An 18,385-nucleotide genomic window follows, 5' to 3' on the forward strand; every position below is an offset into this window, starting at 1 on the left:
GTAACATTTTGAAACGTCGCGTATCTAAAAGGAAATTTAAAACGAAAAACATGAAAAAATCATTCTTCCTCTTCCTGATACTCGCTTTAGGCGCTTTATTCCTGAACCTTTTTGCTAATGCACAAACTACTTCTAACCTTCAGGTAAAAGTGGAAGGAAAAGGAAAACAAGCCGCTATATTTATCCCTGGATTTACTTGCAGCGGTGATGTATTTAAAGAAACTGCCGCCGCTCTTGATAAAAATTATACTTGCCACGTATTTACTATGCCTGGTTATGCAGGCGCTCCTGCTGATAGTACCCCTAGCATCGAAAGATGGGCAGATGAAATTGTAGCATATGTTCGTAAAAACAAACTTAATAAACCAGTAATTATCGGACATAGCCTCGGCGGCGGTATGGCTTTGATGCTCGCAACCAAATATCCTGATGTGTTTAGTAAAGCTGTTATTATAGATGCACTGCCTTGCCTGAGCGCTGCCTTCAATCCAAATTTCAAATCAGTAGAACATCCTGATTGCAGCAAAATGGCCGCCCGTATTATGTCTATGTCTGATTCTGCCTTCTATAAAATGCAGATTACTAACCTGGAGCGCATGATCGTAGATACCGTACACCGTGCAGATATAGCCATGTGGGGTGTAAAATCTGACAGAAAAACGTATATTGACACCTATTGCGAATTTTCAAATATGGACCAGCGCCAAAGTATTGCAGCAATTAAAATCCCTACCCTGGTTCTGTTTGAATCTGTATTTGCTAACTATAAACCCGCAATCGAGTCACAATATACAAATCTGAAAACAGCAACCCTGAAATACGCAACCAAGGGTCTACACTTTATCATGTATGACGATCAAGAATGGTATCTTAACCAAATCACCGAATTCCTCCGCTAAACAACAGGCAGCATTCGATGATATCTATGCAGATTATTGGGACAAAGTATTCCGACTATGCATGGGTTATGTAAACGATGATGACTGGGCCAAAGACATCGCACAAGACACTTTCATCACTGTTTGGCAACAACTGCCTAACTTCCGCCAGGAAGCCTCCATTGGAACCTGGATCTTCCGGATTGCCTGTAACAACTGTCTTAGACAACTAGAAAGAAGCAGCCGCTTTGTAAACAAAGAAGTCGATAGAGCCGATGAAATCAGCCATCATGTAAACGAAGATGAAGTTAATTTTCTTTACAAATGTATTGCTACTTTAAATGAAACAGATAGGCTGATCATCTCCATGGAACTAGAAGAAGTGAAGCAGGCAGAAATAGCCACCATTCTTGGATTATCAGAATCAAACGTACGTGTACGTATTCACAGGATCAAAGAAAAATTAACAGAAAAATTTAAGTCTTATGAGCGTTGAGGATAAACTGCAAAAGTTGTGGCAAAGCAAAAGAACTGCACCTGCACCATCAAAAGAAGAGCTTCTGAAAAAAGCCTTCCAGGTGCAAACAGGGATAAGACGTAAGTTAATTCGCAGCAGCGTCTTATTACTGTTAACCAGCGCCTGGATCATCTACGTAGTAGCAGCCGCCAAACCTACTATGATCACCACCTGGATAGGAACAGCACTGGCGCTCATTGCTATGTTCATGTTCCTCTTTTCTTCCGCTGGTATGATGAAGATGTTGAACAATAATAATCATACAGATTTACCAGTAGTAGATTACCTGCAACATATGATCCAGGTAAGAGAAAAACAGAGATTCTTACAAACCACCATCATGAAATTATATATACTAATACTTTCTGCTGGTGTTTGTTTATATATGATAGAATATACCCGCCATTACAGCACTACCGTCCGGTTACTCATACTGCTGCTAGCTTTGGGGTGGATGGCCTTCAGCTGGTTCATACTCGGAAAAAGAGTGATAAAGAAACAGGAAGCAGCTATCACAGAAGTAATCGACAAACTACAATCACTGGCAAAAGCTAACAATAACTTACAATAAAAAAATCCCGGCTGGTGCCGGGATTTTTTTTGTTTCACAAGCAAAATAAGCAAAGACTGAAAACTGATCTCTACTCAAAGAGATCTTTCATATGCATGGTTAGAACGAAGGATCATTAGGTGTATTCGGATTATCATTTCTTTCCACAAATGGATATGGTAAATAACTACGTCTGCGCTCACTGTCCGGGCGTCCGAAACGACGCGAATCAATCAGCTCCTGCCCTGCCATAAACAACTCGATACGACGATGTTTATAAATCAGGTCCAGCAATTGATCAGGCGTAGTGGCTGAAACAGGTGCCAGGCCGGCTCCTATACCAAATGGATCACTGGCCGGAACTTTGGTTACCACTTTATTCAACTCCGTCAATCCATCAGGCAAATCTCCTTTACGTGCATAACATTCCGCTTTAATCAATGTGATTTCGCCTGGCAGATAAACAGGTATCGGCGTTGTAGTGGTATTGTAATAACCATTGATAGTCCAGGTTACAGTTGTACCAGATACCTTACGAAGCATATAGTATAGTACACGCTGATCTCCTGCATCCGGCCTGAATCCTACAGGTAACCCCATTGTACTGTCTACTGCCTGGAAAATATTTCCAGTTGAGGTAGCCAGCGTATAAATTGGGTTCGTAATAGTAGTGTTGAAATTAAAGGTAGATTTTACAGTAAGGTCTACCTTTGCTGCCGCTGCCAATGCAACATCATACTGACCAGCATAAAGTGCATAACGTGCTTTTAATGCATACAGTGTATTTAAAAGATTAATACCTGCAGGTACATACTGAGCAAAGGTGGTACTTGGTGCATTCGCAGTAACCACGTTGATGGCGTTATCCAATATGCCGACCGCCTTTATAAAACCCTGCTGTGCAGGGATAAAGTGAACATCATAGTGAGCAGTATCTGGTTTGCCGGTGGTATCAGGCACTTGTGTCCAGTAAGTTCCCTGAATACCGATAGACATCGCTTTAAACATTCCTGCGTAAGCAAGTATACCACTTGCATCAGCCGCCGTGGGTACAACTTTTGGAGTTGCCGCAAGAATATTATTGGCGTCAAAAATGATTTTGTTGGTAACGCTCCAAAGGTTACCTACTACTACGTTTGTATTTAATACATTAGATCCACCGGCACCTAATTGTGCTTCATCGGTATTACCTCCATTGGTAACATATGTTTCTCCGGTGAGTAAACTACCTGCACAAACGGTGTTATAGATTAACCCATTTCTGTCTTTAGCATACCAGGCCTGCAAACCAACCGCGGCATCAGTGAGGGCTACACGTGTCTGGAATACCTGTGTAGAAGAAGGACCCGAAGGATCCGTGAAGTTCTTGGAACAGGAACCCAATGCTAATGCTCCTATTAAAGAAAGTGTTATGTAGCGTTTCATGATTGTTCAGTTTTGAATTTAGAATTTAGCACGTACTCCAACATTCCAGGTTCTTGGAATAGGAACGGTTCCGAAGTCGATACCACGCAATAGGGTACTTTGACCTGCAGCATTGACTTCAGGATCATATCCCTTGTAATTATCCCACGAAATCAGGTTACGTCCGCCGGCACTCACTGTCAGGTCACTGAATACACCTGTTTTTCCAAAGTTATAGCTCAATGAAACCTCACGCAGTTTCACATAAGATCCATCGTCTACTCTCCATTCCTGAATCTGATAAGCACCATAAATCCAACCTCTTGGCAGTTTACCCAAATCTTCTGCTTCTGCTACTTTTCCATTATCAACACCCTGTCGCGTTCTATAATCTGCATTAAATACATTCACTCCCTGTACGAAGTCAAACTGTGTATGTAAACTGAAACGTTTATACCTAAAATCATTAGTCAATGTACCCGTCCATTTTGGATTAGGATCACCTATTTTTTTGTTCAGCACGGTAGCAAGTGTATCTGGTAAACCACCCATAGAACGATCTACGGTATATGTTAGCGGTGAATTCTGAACACCTTTTTCAATGATCGGAATACCTTTAGCATCCAGCAATAAATCACCGTTTGCTTGTCTGGCGAAGAAAGTTCCATAGAAGAAACCTATCGGCTCACCATTAGCAATGGCGATAGGCGCGCCACCAATGGTATTGAATACCAACAAGGAACCACCAATATCTAGTGCTTTATTTCTGTTTCTGTTGAAGATCGCTGTCATATTCCATTCAAAATCTTTTGTCTGAACGGGAATAGCATTTAATACAACTTCAAAGCCATTATTCTGTAAAGATCCTACGTTAGAAAGGTAATTGGAATAACCATTGGTAGGTGCGATCGCACGGCTGATCAACAGGTCTTGTACCTTTTTACGGTAGTAGTTAACGCTAAGGCCTATACGATCTCCAAAGAAAGACATATCAGTACCGAATTCCAGCTCTTTCTGTCTTTCTGGTTTAACATTCGGATCGGTATAGGTGGAAGGCGACTGGAAGGCCAGCGCACCGATAAATGCAGAACCTGAATAGGTATTATAACGTGCATACGCTGGGATTCCTGTCAGGTTCCCTGACTCACCATATGCCGCCCTGAATTTCAGGAGTGTCCACCAATTAGAGATATTGGAATTTTTCCAGTAATCGGCACCAGATAATACATAGCTTCCACTCAATTTGGAGTATAGCTGATTACGTTCACTTTTACCAAATACAGAAGAACCATCCACACGTAATGCACCCGTCAGGAACAGATGATCGCGGTACTTGAAGTTTTGCTGAATAAATTCACCATTGATAGAAATCTCTGTACGTTGATCATCCCCTGGAATAGGTGTTATCGCCTTGCTTGGGAACTGAATCTGCGGACCAAGTCCGCGCCCCTGGCTCAAAGAATATGTCATCTTCTGATATTGTAAAGAATAACCTACCTGCGTTACAGAAGATAAATTTTTGTTGATATCTGCCGTATAAGTAGCACCCACATCATGATTGATCATGAAGGAAACGTTATTGGCGGTACTCGCATAACCATTCTGGGTAGGATCAAGGTTAGCACCACCACCATAGAAAGAAGGACTTACAAAGTAGGCATATGCCGGAATGTAAGTAGAACCATTCTGAGAATAGTTATCGATACCAACCTTATAGTCAATGCTCAGATTTTTTATTGGTTTGATAGATAAGCCTGCGCCTGTAATGATACGACCTACCTGTTGGCCCTGACGGAAATCTTCAATAATAGATACCGGGTTTACACGGCCAAAGTTACCCACTTTCATCAGCTCTCCGTTCGCATTCCGCTGATGAATATCATAGTAGTTTCCTATAATGGTGATAGAATTGAGTGGAGAATAGAAGGTATTACCATCAGGTTTTTCGTTGGATTTACTGTAGATGTAGTTTACAGATCCGTTGAAGGTTAACCATTTGGTGATTTCCTGGTCCAGGTTCAGTCTGAAGCTATAACGTTGGAAATCAGTATTCTTGATGATACCCTGATTATAGAAGTAACTGGCAGATGCAAAGTATTTTGTTTTCTCTGAACCACCGGTTACAGATACGTTGTTATCTGTACCTACACCAGTGCGGAAAATGTAATCCTGGTAGTTATACCTGTTAACATTAGTTTTCTGGGTAGAAAGTGGTTTGGTGATAAGGTCCTGGGTAGTTACCTGCGGATCGCCACCAAACTTGGTAGGGGATTCGTTTACATCCAGTTCTTTGCGTAAGCTGTTTACGGTCAGGCCAGTAGAGAAGCTGACTGTTGGCTTTCCGGAAGTACCTCTTTTAGTGAAGATTTGTACCACACCTGCGTTTGCCCTGGAACCGTAGATGGCCGCAGCAGCAGCACCGTTCAGCACTTCGATATGGTCAATATCTGCCGGATTAATATCTGCGAGCCTGTTCTGACCAATATTACCTACCTGCGTATTTCCGTTATTATAGTTAGGGTCTGTATTGGTAACACGGGTAGTGCTGTTATCTACAATTACACCATCAATAATATACAACGGCTCTGTGGAACCACTGATAGTACTAATACCACGCAATTTTACAGACATAGCACCAGAAGGATCACCTGAATTCTGAATGATCTGAGCACCTGCAGTTTTCCCTTGCAGTGCTGTCAAAACGTTACTGGTAGCACCTTTATTAAGCGCGTCTGCTTTTACTGAACTGATGTAACTACCCAACTGCTTACGTGTGGTACCAGCGGATGTACCAGTTACTACTACTTCATCCAGCTTGGATACAGACTCACTCATCTTTGCATTCAGTGTCGCTGTACCAGACGCGCCAACTGTTACGTTTTGTTGCTGTTGCGTATAGCCGATACCGGAGAAAATAAGTGTATAAGTTCCTGCTGGCTGCGTCAATCTGATTGAATAATGACCTGCAGGATCTGTTTGAGCACCCTGTGAAGTATTTTTAACCGCTACAGTAATACCAGGCAGCGGATTACCTGCATCATCTGTCACCTTACCGGAAATGGTACTTTGCGCGGAAGCTGCCAGGGACACACAGCAGAGCAGTAGAAAGAGCAACATGGAGCGCGGACACGCTGCTCGCTTGAATCGGAGCAATTTCATAATAAATATTTAGACTTGTTGATAAATGGGTGGTTCCCCTAACCCTTTACAGGCAAAGCTTTTGGTTACTGATTTAGTCGAATAGCGGCAAGAGATAGGATTATAAAATTTTGACTCCTTTCCTGCTGTATGGTTGTAATTTCTTTGCCTTTGGATGTAATTCTGTAATTAAAATATCGATATCATCCACATCACAGACCTTCAAACGATCTGTAGTATCTACTTTTTCTGAAATGCATAAGGCAACGACCTTTCTCGACGTGGCTATCATCGCCTTCTTTACCTGCACTACTTCCCAGTCGTTATCTGTTAATCCGGCATCGGCATCGATCGCATTCACGCCCAGGAAACATAAGTCCGCACGGATATTCATGATTTTGGTAATGGCTTCACCGCCTACCGTTATTTTAGAGTCTTTCGCCAGCCTGTCACCAATAACAATGACTTCTATATTCGGATGGTTGGCATATTCAAATGCAGCTGGTAAACTTACTGTAATAAATGTTGCGCGTAATTCTGAAGGTAGTATCCTGGCTAGTTCTATAATGGTTGTTCCTCCAGTGGTAAGTACAAACATACCATCCTGGATCAACGTCACCGCCTTCATTGCTATAGTACGTTTTTCCTCCGCAGCATATACTTCACTCGAGGTTATCCCCTGGTGAAATGAGTTTGACAAGGCGCCACCATGCACTTTCAATATCTTACCTTCCTTCGCAAGCTCCGTCAGGTCACGCCTGATCGTATCTTCTGATACCTGAATCTGCTCGCTCAGATGGGATGACAATACTTTATTATGCAGGTTTACCTGATGAAGGATATATGCCTGGCGTTCTTCTTTTAACATGGATCGGAATTCGTTCTGTCAAATTCGGCAAAAAAATGCACGAATCCAAATATAAACCTGCAAAATTTTGCAGGTTTATGCACGATTTCAGTTTTTAAGAAGATCATCAACCCGTGAAAACGCATAACCACGCGCCCTCAGCGTATCTATCAACGCCGGTAAACGATCATAGAACTTATCCCGACGACGTGGATCTGTACCTATATGAATTAATAACAGAAAACCATTCAATCCGGTTGGCTGAATGTTATCATAGGTGAGTATTGATTGGAAAATTTCATCGCTGCCTACATAATTTTTCATCTCCGGCCACGTATAATCTGCATTGGAACGCGTGCCTGGTGTGAAACACACCAACTTCAACCCCTGTAGGCCTGCCCAGCTACTAATCGTATCATTCCACCATTCATAAGGTGGTAAAAAATAAGGCGCATCCTTCTTAGTAATACCATAACTCCCCATAGTCTTATATGCCGCAGAAATATCCGTGTCAAACTCCGCGCTGGTTACCAACAAACTATCCCGCTTTTCCCAGTCGCAATACAATAAATGCTGGTCCGAATGAGATCCCAGGTAATGCTTATCTGCTTTTAATGCTTTGATCAATGCAGGATTCTGCCGGTAAAATCTTCCTGTAAGAAAAAAAGACGCAGGAACCCGTTTATCTTTCAACGTATTACGTATAGCCATTCCACCATCTGCAAATTCATCACCAGTGAAAACCAGGGCTAAAGTTTTTTTTTGAGTGTTGCCGCGGATAACTGCTCCCTGCACCTGTTGCTGCACAGGCATGCCTTCCGCCGCTTTAGCGGCAAGCAAATACACCATAGATGCCGTACCATCCATCGTAGGTTCGTTGGTGCTATAATCCCCGAAATCATCATGATATACCGCCAGGTCACTCTGGAAATCAGCATAAGCATCCGGCTTAGATAATTTGATCCCTATCAGGTTTTTGTAAATGGCCGTATACACCGGGCCATCTACCAAACCTCCATCTATAGGGAAATTACCCAGATGCGTAAACGCAGCATGCGGGTCCGTAGGGGTATCCCCGTTAGCAGGCAACCCATATACCATACTGGTGCCCCAAGGGTTACATCCAAATAACCAATCTACATTGGCTTGTTCCAGTTGCGCAAAGCCGTTATCATGGCTCAACTGCCGATACCAATAACACTGAATAGCAAAACTGGTCGTCAAATTATTACTACACCAGATAAATGGTATTGCTCTATAGAATGCGTTTTTCTGCGCCTTTTCCCACACAAGCCGAATACCATCTTTATAATAACCAATGATCTCCTGCTGCTCCGCGCCTTTCAACTGCTTCGCCAGCTCATAATGCCCCAGGTTAATAAACGGATACCACTGGTAATGATTAGCCGTATCTTTTCCCAACCATGGCGTAACCTTCTCCTGACGGGCATACTGGATTCCCTGCGACAATAACTGCTGACCAGGAATCTGCCTACTGATCGCTGCTGCAGCCAGTTCCATATCATCTGTCCAGTTATCTTCTGCATATATATAAGGGGAAACAACAGAGGCTGTCTGACAAACGCCTGGTTGCTTTACACCCATCTGCCAGGCAGACAAAGCACGGTTACGCAACAACGAAGCATAAGCAGCATCTTGTTTCAGCAAAGTAGCACCCAACGCAAAAGCACTCGCATACTTGCCCGCCGTAGAGGCCACACCGGTAGTATTGTTTTTATATTTCCCCAATCCCTGCGGCTGCCCGGTACAGAAATATACCGGACGCTCAAATCCTTTTCCATAAAAAGGATCCTCTCCCGGCAATCGTAATCCATGATGATCTCTGTCGTCTGCAATCTGGTTGAACATGATGTTGTCTGCAGGATGCATTTTCAACAGCCAATCCAGGCCCCATTTAGCCTCATCCAGCACGTCTGCACGCTTATTACTGCCTGGTAGCCCATTGGCCGCATATTGGTCGCCAAATACGCCAGGAAAATCACGCCATGCTGCAAGTAAATGATAAGTAGCATTTGCAGAGGTAGTCACATATTGTAAATAGTCCGTAGCATCATGCCAACCACCAGCCACATCTATGTGTGAACTATCGGGCATAGGTCCATACATCGTATATCCATCATGGGTATGACAGGAATCCCTCATGAAAGGATTAAACCAGCTACGTTGCTGGCGCATATAACGCAGACAAAAATCGGCTGCACCTTTATAGACGTCGTTATTTATTTTGAAGTAGGGAGAAAACGCATCTGCTGCCTGGAGACGATAGGTACCTCCTTTATGCCAGGAGCTGAAATCCAGTCGGGCCGTATTGGAAAAAGGACCGTATGCCCCGAAGTCCTTGCCAGACTTGCCAGTAAAAACTACTTTGCCCGTAGCAGAATCTATCAGCTGGAACGTAGCGGGAACAACAGTCCCCTTTGCTCCAAATACAGCCACTTTCACCCCTTCAGGCAGATAGCCCAGCTGGTTAATTCGGATCCATTGACCAGTCTGCCCAAAACAGGTAGCAGTTATCAACAGCAATAGCAGTGTGAATAATGAATAGTTCTTCATAAGCACGCGTGGATTAAGTGAATAAAGCTATAAAACTTCTCCGATACCTTCAACGCTGCTTATGTGGCGGCAATAAATTACCACTTCACATTATAGAGAAACTCCATTTGCTGTTGTGTTATACTATTAGGCACCATACGTACCATCATATCGCGAATAGTGGTGGCTATAGCGCCTTTCCAGTTGGTGATTTGCGCCAGCTTCCAGGATATTCCCACTACTTTGCGTACACGTGCAATACGTTGCTCCTGGTAGCTACGGAATGCATCTGTATAGTTTTTCGTTTGTGCGATACAGTTAGACAGCATGAGCGCATCTTCTATTGCCTGACTGGCGCCCTGTCCCAGGTTGGGTGTGGTAGCATGGGCTGCATCTCCCAATAAAACTACTCTGCCTTTATACCAGGTATCTATTGGCTCAAAGTCGTACAAGTCGCCACGGATCAACATTTCAGGTTTTAATGCGGCGGCTACTGTACGCATATTCCCTGTAAATACAGCTAATTCTTTCTGTATAAACGTAATAGCCGCTTCATCAGAAAATGGTGTGTTGGCAGGCATTTTCTTCGTAAACCAAAAATATACCTGTTGCTGATTTACCTGCATATAGGAAGACCGGAGTCCATTGCCATTACCCCATACTTCAGCACCATTAATTTGTTCTTCTCTGGAAAGCGTCATTGGGATAATCGCACGCCAGCAGCTTTGGCCGGAATAACGATAATTCGCGTGTGTGATATATTGTTCCCTTACAAGAGAGCGTATACCATCCGCTCCAATTAGAATATCTCCCGTTGCTGAAGTACCATCTTCAAAATATGCCGTTACACTATCTGCAGTATCTTCTATGCTGATCAGCTTCTTCCCCCACTGCACCGGCTGCTTTGTGGCCAGGATCAATTCATGATGCAAGGCTGCACGATGTATCATATGCGCCCCTTGGCCATAACGTTGACGGATATACACATTACTCACCTGTTGAAGGGTCTTTCCTTTGTAGTTCCGGATAAAAATATTTTCAGGAAAAATAGATTGCTTGCGGATCGCCTCACCAATTCCCAGGCGTTCATACACCGTCATGGCATTTCCGCCGAGCATTATGCCGGCCCCTACCGGTCGGTTCTCTGGTACAGCGTCAAAGATCTCATAGTCTATTCCTTTCTGTTGCAGCGCGATAGCCGTAGATAAGCCACCAATACCTGCTCCGATGATGATTGCTTTCATAATTATTCCGTTTTACACTACAAAGATAAGGAGGTTTTGTACAATTAGTACATTTGGCCTAATTTATTTTTTTAGGTAGATAAAAAGGGAGTAGGAGTGGAAAATCTTAGCTTTGGGCCATCAAATTGAAAACATGAAAGATTTCAAAAAATACTTTGCCGTTGCGGCTCCGCCAGAGGAAGTGTATGCAGCATTAACCAATCCGGCTACTATTCAGTTATGGAGTGGAGAAAAAGCGGAGATGTCGACCGAGCCTGGCTCTGAATTTTCTTTATGGGAAGAGAGTATTGTCGGTAAAAACCTGGAGTTTGAAGAAGGCAGAAAGATTGTACAGGAATGGTATTTTGGTGAAGACAGTGATGAAAATCCTTCTATAGTTACCATTATCTTACATCCTTCTAAAAAGGGTACAGATGTGGAGTTACGTCATACCAATATTCCTGATGAAGCATTTGATGATATCACGGAAGGTTGGATAGATCAGTATTGGGGTGCGATTATTGATTTTTATAAAGAATAGTATTTGCGCTTTTAGCGTGTCTTTTACGTAAGCAAAAAGGGCTGCCGATGGCAGCCCTTTTTGCTTACGATAGTATGTAATTATATCACTTCTTCCTGATAAGGAAAGCTGCTATCCATTAATTGAAAGCTGAGTTCCTGCTCAAAGATATCATGCAGTTCTGCGTTGGTAAGTGCACCTTTTTCAAAAGCAGCTTTAATCACTTCTTGCTGACGCGCTGTCAGGTATGGCGCATGGCTTTTCAGCCACAGCTGGCAATTCTCTTTAAAATCAACAGCACTGATCAGGCCAGGATAATTGGTATCCATATCTGTAATCGCTTCCAACATCTGCATAAAAATGAATTCCTGCAGGTTACGGGCAAGGATACACGCTTCGTTGGAATCATGCCAAACTAATACTACCGGTACATCGTCGCCATCCTGAAGATTATAGTATAAAGCGTACCAGTCGCCGGCGCCGCTGGTGGCCACTGGCACAAAGCGATGTACAGGATCTGCAAACAATATTCCTTCTTCCAATAGAGCCGCTACATCAGGAACATCTATTACTTCCAGGTCGTTGCCGAAAAGCAATAATGGCGGATGCGAGCGCAGTTGTGGAAATACACGGCTATACCATTCTGGTCCGAATGTTCCCCAGTTGAGCATACCATCTGCATATAATTGTTTATAAAGCGCAGGGTATCTAAAGTTGTGTAATTGCTCTAATGCTTCGAGTGTCATGATACAATTGATGAAAACAGGTTATTCCATCGTTCAAGATACTCACTTTGCCGAATTCTCCGCAATTATTATCAACAATTATTTGACAGCCACAGCCTTACGAGTATATTCATTGAAGCGCTCGTATGGATTCATCATATAGGTCAGCATGCTATTATCTTCCTTCAGTTCCACGATTCTGAACCCGTGATATTTAGTACCCCAGCTCCCACCAATATGGCTATCAAACAGGAATGGAATAGTGTCTTCCAGCAACTTCACGCTATCCTGGTCATGATCGTGGCCGTTGAAGATGGCTTTCACATTAGGGTATTTTTTAATCAGACTGGCAAACTCAGGAGAGGACGCGCCGAATTCCGTCCATTTAACCGGCGTGATATGTAAGAATATAAAGATGTTTTGGGCGTTTTTATGTTCTTCAAGTTTTTGGGCAAACCAGGCTACGTTTGGCGTAAGGAAATCTCCTGCCAGGTTGCTTGTATCTCCAAAGAGGAGTACCTGATTCTTGATCTTCTTTTCAAAGTTGAGCGGGAAGCCCCAGTTTTTTTCCCAGCTGGCATCAGTTACCCTGTCGTGATTACCACGGGTTGCAAATACAGTAGGGTGAATGGTTTTAAAGAGTTTCACTGCAGGGTCCAGCAAGGTAGGTTCATTGTGGATAACATCTCCGTTGAGGATAAAGCAGTCGCAAGGAGTTTGCTGATGCACTGCATCAAATGCTTTTTTCAGGTCCAGGAAATACTGTTCATAAGGTGTATTAGGCTCTCCATAGTGCCAATCGGAGCCAATGGCGAACCTGAATATGGTTTTACTATCGAATTGCTGTTTAGTGGCAGCTTTGGCAAATTTTCCGCAGGCGGATATAATTACCGCTGCTGACATGCCGCTGAGGAAGTCTCTTCTGTTCATCATGGGTATAAAAATATAATGGTTGAAAATGGATTTAAAGGGTTGCTGTCAGGGTTAACATAAATATAAAACAAGCGGCATTTTATTCATAGGCAGCTCTTGAAAAAGGTAGATTTTAAGCTAGATAAGTTTATAAAAAACTATTTCTGAGAAAATAATTTGCCACATATAATTATTTTTAATATAACGTATGCTTCTGTACGATTGATATTAAACTTTCAATTTATTCAGAAAGAATTGTAATCAGATTGTTAATATTGGAGTAAAGGAGCAGATTATTCGCCCTGCTTAATAGTTTGTATTGTAACTTTGCACCTCGAATTAAATAGGGGTTATGTTTAGAAGCAAGAGTACGTCTGAAACAGGTCCGGATGTGGTTTTAATAGGCGCAGGCATTATGAGCGCCACCCTTGGGATGCTCCTGAAGGAGTTAGAACCGGAACTGACCATCGCCATTTATGAGAGACTCGATGTAGCTGCAGCCGAAAGTTCCGATGCGTGGAACAATGCAGGTACTGGTCACTCCGCATTCTGTGAGTTGAACTATACTCCACAGAAGCCTGACGGGTCCGTTGAAATTAAGAAAGCTGTGAACATTGCTGAGCAGTTTGAAGTTTCCCGTCAATTTTGGTCCTACCTGGTAGAAAACAACATCGTTTCCCATCCTCAGGAATTTATACAAAGTATTCCTCATATGAGCTTTGTATGGGGTGAGGAAAATGTGGAGTACCTGCGAAAGCGTTACAAATCCCTTCAACAATGTCACCTCTTTCAGGGTATGGAATACGCTGAAGATCATCAGCAACTGCGCGATTGGATGCCGCTGGTTATGCAAAACCGCGACCCTCAACAGAAAGTAGCTGCTACTCACATGGAAATGGGTACCGACGTAAACTTCGGTGCGCTGACCCGTGCGCTCTTCAAACACCTCCAGCAAATGGAAGGCGTTTCCCTACACTTCAACCATGATGTCCGTGATCTGAAAAAAACAGATGATGGCCTCTGGCAGATAAAAGTAAAAAACCGCGATACCCGCGAAAAAAATACCCTTAGAGCTAAATTCGTATTCATTGGCGCTGGTGGTGGTTCCCTTCCACTGCTGGAAAAATCCGGTATCCCTGAAGGTAAAGGCTTTGGTGGCTTCCCGGTTAGTGGTCAATGGCTGCGTTGCAACAACCCTGAAATTATTGCTCGTCACCAGGCTAAAGTTTATGGTAAAGCTTCTGTAGGCGCACCGCCAATGTCAGTGCCACACCTCGACACCCGTATGATCGATGGTCAAAAAGCACTGCTGTTCGGACCATACGCCGGCTTCTCCACCAAATTCCTGAAAAACGGCTCTATATTCGATCTCCCAATGTCTATCAAAGCCAACAACATTCACCCAATGGTGTCTGCCGGCCTTGATAACATTCCACTGACCAAATACCTCATCGCACAGGTACGCCAGAAACCAGAAGACAGACTCGAAGCTCTCCGCGAATATTTCCCGGATGCAGAAATGAAAGACTGGGAACTGGAAATCGCTGGTCAGCGCGTACAGGTAATTAAGAAAGATCCTGAACATGGTGGTATCCTCGAATTTGGTACCGAAGTAGTTAGCGCGGCCGATGGCTCTATCGCTGCTCTCCTCGGTGCTTCTCCTGGTGCATCTACCGCCGTATCAATCATGCTCAACCTCCTTAAACGCTGCTTCAAGGAAGAACTGGAAACAGAAGAATGGCAGACTAAACTCAAAACAATGATTCCTTCTTACGGACAGTCTCTGCTCAATAATCCTGAGCTGACACTGAAACTCCGTAAATGGACGACTAACGTACTGGAATTGAAACAAATGGAAACTGCTTAACAGCAGCCACGCAGCGTAATATAAAAAGCTATCTCTCTAAACAGGAGATAGCTTTTTTTTGTCCTTGTGAAAAAAATACCTGCTTAAAGCAAAATCAAGTCAGCTTCAATCCAAAATATTATGGATTTTTAATCCTGCAATCGTTTTATAGCACCAGTAGTTCCATTCATTAAGCGTTTAACGCTTATTTTTTTCAAGAATCATGCAAACGATTGCAAAGAACTAAAAAAGAATTCCATTATGAAGAAACTTACCTGCTGTCTGGCAGCCATGCTAGCTGTTTATTCCGGCCTTTATGCCCAGACACCCGTCAAAGCAGCAGCCTCCGTTACAACCAATGCCGCACATGACCAACATATGAAATGGTGGAGAGAAGCCAGGTTTGGCATGTTTATCCACTGGGGCGACTATGCCGTGCCTGCGGGAATGTACAAAGGCCAACAGGTACAACGTGGCGGCGAATGGATCATGAACCGCGCAAAAATTCCTGTTGCAGAATATCAACAGTATGCCAAACAATTCAATCCTATTCAATATGATGCAGATGCATGGGTGAAAATGGCCAAAGATGCCGGTATGAAATATATCGTCATCACCGCCAAACACCACGACGGATTTGCCATGTTTAAATCCAATGCCAGCAAATTCAATATCGTAGATGCCACACCGTATGGTAAAGATGTATTGAAACAACTCGCCACTGCATGTAAAAAATATGGTATCAAACTGGGATTCTATTATTCACAGGCACAAGACTGGAATAACCCAGGCGGCGCAGCTGCTCGTAAAGTAGCGTCAGAAGGTTGGCCTAACCCAGACTCCGCCCGCATCGATGCTTATACACAAGCAAACAGCGGCCATTGGGACCCAGCTCAAACCACTGCTACCATGTCTGAATACATCGATAAAGTAGCCGTACCACAAGTAAAAGAACTGCTCACCAACTATGGCGACGTAGCCGTACTCTGGTGGGATACACCTACCAATATGACAGATGAATACGCCCAGAAATTACAGGACGTATTGAAAATCCAACCTAATATCATTACCAACGACCGACTGAAACGCCCGAATTTCCCGGGAGATTATAAAACTCCAGAGCAGAAAATCCCTACCAAAGAAGAACTCGATGGCCGTGACTGGGAAACCTGTATGACCATGAACGGCACCTGGGGCTTCAAAAGCTGGGACCACAAATGGAAAAGCACAGAAACACTGGTGCGTAACCTGATCGATATCGCTTCTAAAAATGGTAACTATCTGCTCAACGTAGGCCCTACCGCTGAAGGTACCTTCCCTGAGCCTACCATCGAATCGCTCGCTGGTATCGGCAAATGGATGAAAGTAAACGGCGAAGCCATCTACGGTACTTCAGGAAGTAGCCTGCCAGCCCTCGACTGGGGCCGCTGCACACAAAAAACAGCAGGCAAGAAAACCATTTATTACCTGTCCGTTTTCAACTGGCCGGCAAATGGTAAACTGGTAGTGCCAGGATTGAAAAATAAAGTCAGCAAAGCTTCCCTGCTTGCCAATGGAACCTCCCTGACAACCAGCACAGACGGAGATGCACTGGTGGTAAACCTTCCGGCTACCGCACCAGATAACATCGCCTCTGTTATCAAAGTAGAATCCACTACTCTATAAGTACCAAATGGGTAACCGCAAAAAGTGCTCGTTGCCCATTTTTTCTTAATTTATAGTTATGTTGAAAACCTACCTATCCACCCTGATATTATTTTGCACAGCATTGCTTGCGGTACAGGCTACTCCCAAGCTCCCCATCACCATTAATATTGCTACTACTGGTGCTAACGGCGACGGACACACGCTAAACACCACGGCTATCCAACATGCGATAGACAGCTGTACTGCGCTTGGTGGTGGCATCGTGCAAGTGCCCGCAGGAAAGTGGCTCACTGGCACTATTCTGCTTAAAAGCAATGTCACCCTACAGCTGGATGAAAACGCCACGCTGCTGGGAAGCACTGATATCAAAGACTATCAGGTAATTGATGGCTTCAAAGACGGACTGGGACAACAAATGGGATACGCACTCATTGGTGCAGTAGATATTCAACATACAGGCATCACCGGCAAAGGCACCATTGACGGACAAGGAAAACTAGTTTATGCTTCCGGCGGACATCAACGCCGCCCCTTCCTCATCAGGTTCGTACGCTGTGAAGATGTAGCGATGAAAGGTGTTATGCTGACCGCTCCCACCGCCTGGACTCTTCACTTCTTCCGTTGCAAAAACATTCAGGCAAAAGATCTCAGGATCTTCAGCCGTGGCCTCGGAAACAATGATGGTATCGATATAGACTGCTGCGAAAAAGTAATTATACAAGACTGTGATATCAACAGCGGCGATGATGCTATCTGTTTTAAAACCACCAGTCCATTCCCATGTAGAAAAGTATTAGTCAGCAATGTCCGTATCAATACCGGCGAAGGCGCCATTAAATTCGGTACTGAATCTGCAGGCAACTTCGAAGAAATTCTGGTGAAAAATATTAAAGTCATCTATGCAAGAGAAGGTGGCATAAAAATATTTTCTGTAGATGGCTCACATATTAATAAAATAGACATCGCAGATATAGACATGGATAGTGTGAACATGCCCATCATCATGCGATTAGGAGCCAGGCTCAAAACCTTCCGTGATGGCGATACCAAACAACCTACCGGTACCATTACCAATGTAAGCATCAAAAATGTAAAAGTAAAAACCGGCACCTGGACAGGCATGCTCATTTCTGGTATCCCTGATCATTATATTGCCAACGTTACCCTTGAAAATATTCATATCAATGTACCTGGTACCGGCACAGCAGCAGATGCAGGCATAGTATTAGAAGAGAAGACCGCCGACTACCCGGAAATAAAAATGTTTGGAAAGATCATTCCCGCCTACGGTCTTTATGTAAGACATGTAGCGAATATCCGTTTCAATAACATTGTATTTACTTCAGATAAAACAGATGAAAGACCAGCTATTATTGGTTATGATCTGGCTAATATAACGATCAGCAAGTGGAAAATCCCTGCCAGCGGGGGAAACGAACCTGTAGCAAAAATTTCAGATGCGAATAATGTGCAGATAAAAAACATTACGCTCCCCGACAACAAGAAAACCTTTTTACACTTGAGTGGCGTTAAAAGCGGAGGTATTGTTATTTCAAAAAATCTGACCGTGACAACCGACAGCAGTGTACCTGAAAACGCTGTAACAAAGCAATAGTATAACCATA

Annotated in this window: 14 protein-coding genes; 7 read left to right on the top strand and 7 right to left on the bottom strand. The window is 43.6% G+C overall.

The genetic code is table 11. From position 1 onward, the window contains the following. Positions 1 to 50: 50 nt before the first annotated feature. Genes ACE38W_RS08500 through ACE38W_RS08510 form a run of 3 tightly spaced genes read left to right on the top strand, consistent with a single transcriptional unit; the run spans position 51 to position 1,966 of the window. A complete protein-coding gene (locus ACE38W_RS08500) occupies positions 51 to 899 on the top strand; it encodes an alpha/beta fold hydrolase (protein ID WP_375830064.1) in 849 nt (282 codons plus the stop codon). Then, on the top strand, positions 850 to 1,374 hold the full coding sequence (locus ACE38W_RS08505) for an RNA polymerase sigma factor (RefSeq protein ID WP_375830066.1): 525 nt from the start codon (positions 850 to 852) through the stop codon (positions 1,372 to 1,374). Before ACE38W_RS08500 ends, ACE38W_RS08505 begins: the two co-directional genes overlap by 50 nt. Next, positions 1,364 to 1,966 (top strand): hypothetical protein, encoded by a 603-nt coding sequence (locus ACE38W_RS08510; protein WP_375830068.1) that lies wholly within the window; start codon positions 1,364 to 1,366, stop codon positions 1,964 to 1,966. The genes ACE38W_RS08505 and ACE38W_RS08510 overlap by 11 nt, the downstream gene beginning before the upstream one ends. 99 nt (positions 1,967 to 2,065) lie before the next feature. On the opposite strand, the gene ACE38W_RS08515 is transcribed toward ACE38W_RS08510, so the two are convergent. The 5 genes from ACE38W_RS08515 to ACE38W_RS08535 form a co-directional block, all read right to left on the bottom strand. Then, positions 2,066 to 3,370, bottom strand: a complete 1,305-nt coding sequence (locus tag ACE38W_RS08515; protein ID WP_375830069.1) for a RagB/SusD family nutrient uptake outer membrane protein — start codon at positions 3,368 to 3,370, stop codon at positions 2,066 to 2,068. Between the two features lie 18 nt (positions 3,371 to 3,388). Beyond that, positions 3,389 to 6,508 (bottom strand): SusC/RagA family TonB-linked outer membrane protein, encoded by a 3,120-nt coding sequence (locus ACE38W_RS08520; protein ID WP_375830071.1) that lies wholly within the window; start codon positions 6,506 to 6,508, stop codon positions 3,389 to 3,391. 100 nt (positions 6,509 to 6,608) lie between these two features. Beyond that, positions 6,609 to 7,355, bottom strand: coding sequence for a DeoR/GlpR family DNA-binding transcription regulator (locus ACE38W_RS08525; protein ID WP_375830072.1), 747 nt, complete (start codon positions 7,353 to 7,355; stop codon positions 6,609 to 6,611). Positions 7,356 to 7,442: 87 nt separating this feature from the next. Further along, complete coding sequence (locus ACE38W_RS08530) at positions 7,443 to 9,908, bottom strand: glycoside hydrolase family 9 protein (protein WP_375830074.1); 2,466 nt, start codon at positions 9,906 to 9,908, stop codon at positions 7,443 to 7,445. Between the two features lie 77 nt (positions 9,909 to 9,985). Beyond that, positions 9,986 to 11,131, bottom strand: a complete 1,146-nt coding sequence (locus ACE38W_RS08535) for an FAD-dependent monooxygenase (protein ID WP_375830075.1) — start codon at positions 11,129 to 11,131, stop codon at positions 9,986 to 9,988. Positions 11,132 to 11,264: 133 nt separating this feature from the next. Between ACE38W_RS08535 and ACE38W_RS08540 the strand changes: the two genes are divergently transcribed. Then, positions 11,265 to 11,651 carry an SRPBCC domain-containing protein gene (locus ACE38W_RS08540; protein ID WP_375830076.1) on the top strand — a complete coding sequence of 129 codons (387 nt, stop codon included), beginning with the start codon at positions 11,265 to 11,267 and terminating at the stop codon, positions 11,649 to 11,651. Positions 11,652 to 11,731: 80 nt separating this feature from the next. On the opposite strand, the gene ACE38W_RS08545 is transcribed toward ACE38W_RS08540, so the two are convergent. Continuing rightward, entirely contained in the window at positions 11,732 to 12,376 is a 645-nt protein-coding gene (locus tag ACE38W_RS08545; RefSeq protein WP_375830078.1) for an SMI1/KNR4 family protein, read from the bottom strand. Between the two features lie 78 nt (positions 12,377 to 12,454). Beyond that, entirely contained in the window at positions 12,455 to 13,288 is an 834-nt protein-coding gene (locus tag ACE38W_RS08550) for a metallophosphoesterase family protein (RefSeq protein WP_375830079.1), read from the bottom strand. Positions 13,289 to 13,619: 331 nt separating this feature from the next. Between ACE38W_RS08550 and ACE38W_RS08555 the strand changes: the two genes are divergently transcribed. The 3 genes from ACE38W_RS08555 to ACE38W_RS08565 all read left to right on the top strand — a co-directional run bounded on the left by ACE38W_RS08555 (position 13,620) and on the right by ACE38W_RS08565 (position 18,375). Further along, positions 13,620 to 15,134, top strand: a complete 1,515-nt coding sequence (locus ACE38W_RS08555) for a malate:quinone oxidoreductase (RefSeq protein ID WP_375830081.1) — start codon at positions 13,620 to 13,622, stop codon at positions 15,132 to 15,134. Between the two features lie 240 nt (positions 15,135 to 15,374). Beyond that, positions 15,375 to 16,778: an alpha-L-fucosidase gene (locus ACE38W_RS08560; RefSeq protein WP_375830082.1), complete on the top strand. Its 1,404-nt coding sequence runs from the start codon at positions 15,375 to 15,377 to the stop codon at positions 16,776 to 16,778. 58 nt (positions 16,779 to 16,836) lie between these two features. Further along, entirely contained in the window at positions 16,837 to 18,375 is a 1,539-nt protein-coding gene (locus ACE38W_RS08565) for a glycoside hydrolase family 28 protein (protein ID WP_375830084.1), read from the top strand. The last annotated feature ends 10 nt before the right edge of the window (positions 18,376 to 18,385 follow it).

The sequence above is a fragment of the Chitinophaga sp. Hz27 genome (assembly GCF_042263525.1).
Lineage (GTDB): Bacteria > Bacteroidota > Bacteroidia > Chitinophagales > Chitinophagaceae > Chitinophaga.

Coding starts and splice junctions, on each gene's coding strand:
- ACE38W_RS08500 (WP_375830064.1), top strand. CDS start 51: ATGAAAAAATCATTCTTCCTCTTCCTGATACTCGCTTTAGGCGCTTTA.
- ACE38W_RS08505 (WP_375830066.1), top strand. CDS start 850: ATGACGATCAAGAATGGTATCTTAACCAAATCACCGAATTCCTCCGCT.
- ACE38W_RS08510 (WP_375830068.1), top strand. CDS start 1,364: ATGAGCGTTGAGGATAAACTGCAAAAGTTGTGGCAAAGCAAAAGAACT.
- ACE38W_RS08515 (WP_375830069.1), bottom strand. CDS start 3,370: ATGAAACGCTACATAACACTTTCTTTAATAGGAGCATTAGCATTGGGT.
- ACE38W_RS08520 (WP_375830071.1), bottom strand. CDS start 6,508: ATGAAATTGCTCCGATTCAAGCGAGCAGCGTGTCCGCGCTCCATGTTG.
- ACE38W_RS08525 (WP_375830072.1), bottom strand. CDS start 7,355: ATGTTAAAAGAAGAACGCCAGGCATATATCCTTCATCAGGTAAACCTG.
- ACE38W_RS08530 (WP_375830074.1), bottom strand. CDS start 9,908: ATGAAGAACTATTCATTATTCACACTGCTATTGCTGTTGATAACTGCT.
- ACE38W_RS08535 (WP_375830075.1), bottom strand. CDS start 11,131: ATGAAAGCAATCATCATCGGAGCAGGTATTGGTGGCTTATCTACGGCT.
- ACE38W_RS08540 (WP_375830076.1), top strand. CDS start 11,265: ATGAAAGATTTCAAAAAATACTTTGCCGTTGCGGCTCCGCCAGAGGAA.
- ACE38W_RS08545 (WP_375830078.1), bottom strand. CDS start 12,376: ATGACACTCGAAGCATTAGAGCAATTACACAACTTTAGATACCCTGCG.
- ACE38W_RS08550 (WP_375830079.1), bottom strand. CDS start 13,288: ATGATGAACAGAAGAGACTTCCTCAGCGGCATGTCAGCAGCGGTAATT.
- ACE38W_RS08555 (WP_375830081.1), top strand. CDS start 13,620: ATGTTTAGAAGCAAGAGTACGTCTGAAACAGGTCCGGATGTGGTTTTA.
- ACE38W_RS08560 (WP_375830082.1), top strand. CDS start 15,375: ATGAAGAAACTTACCTGCTGTCTGGCAGCCATGCTAGCTGTTTATTCC.
- ACE38W_RS08565 (WP_375830084.1), top strand. CDS start 16,837: ATGTTGAAAACCTACCTATCCACCCTGATATTATTTTGCACAGCATTG.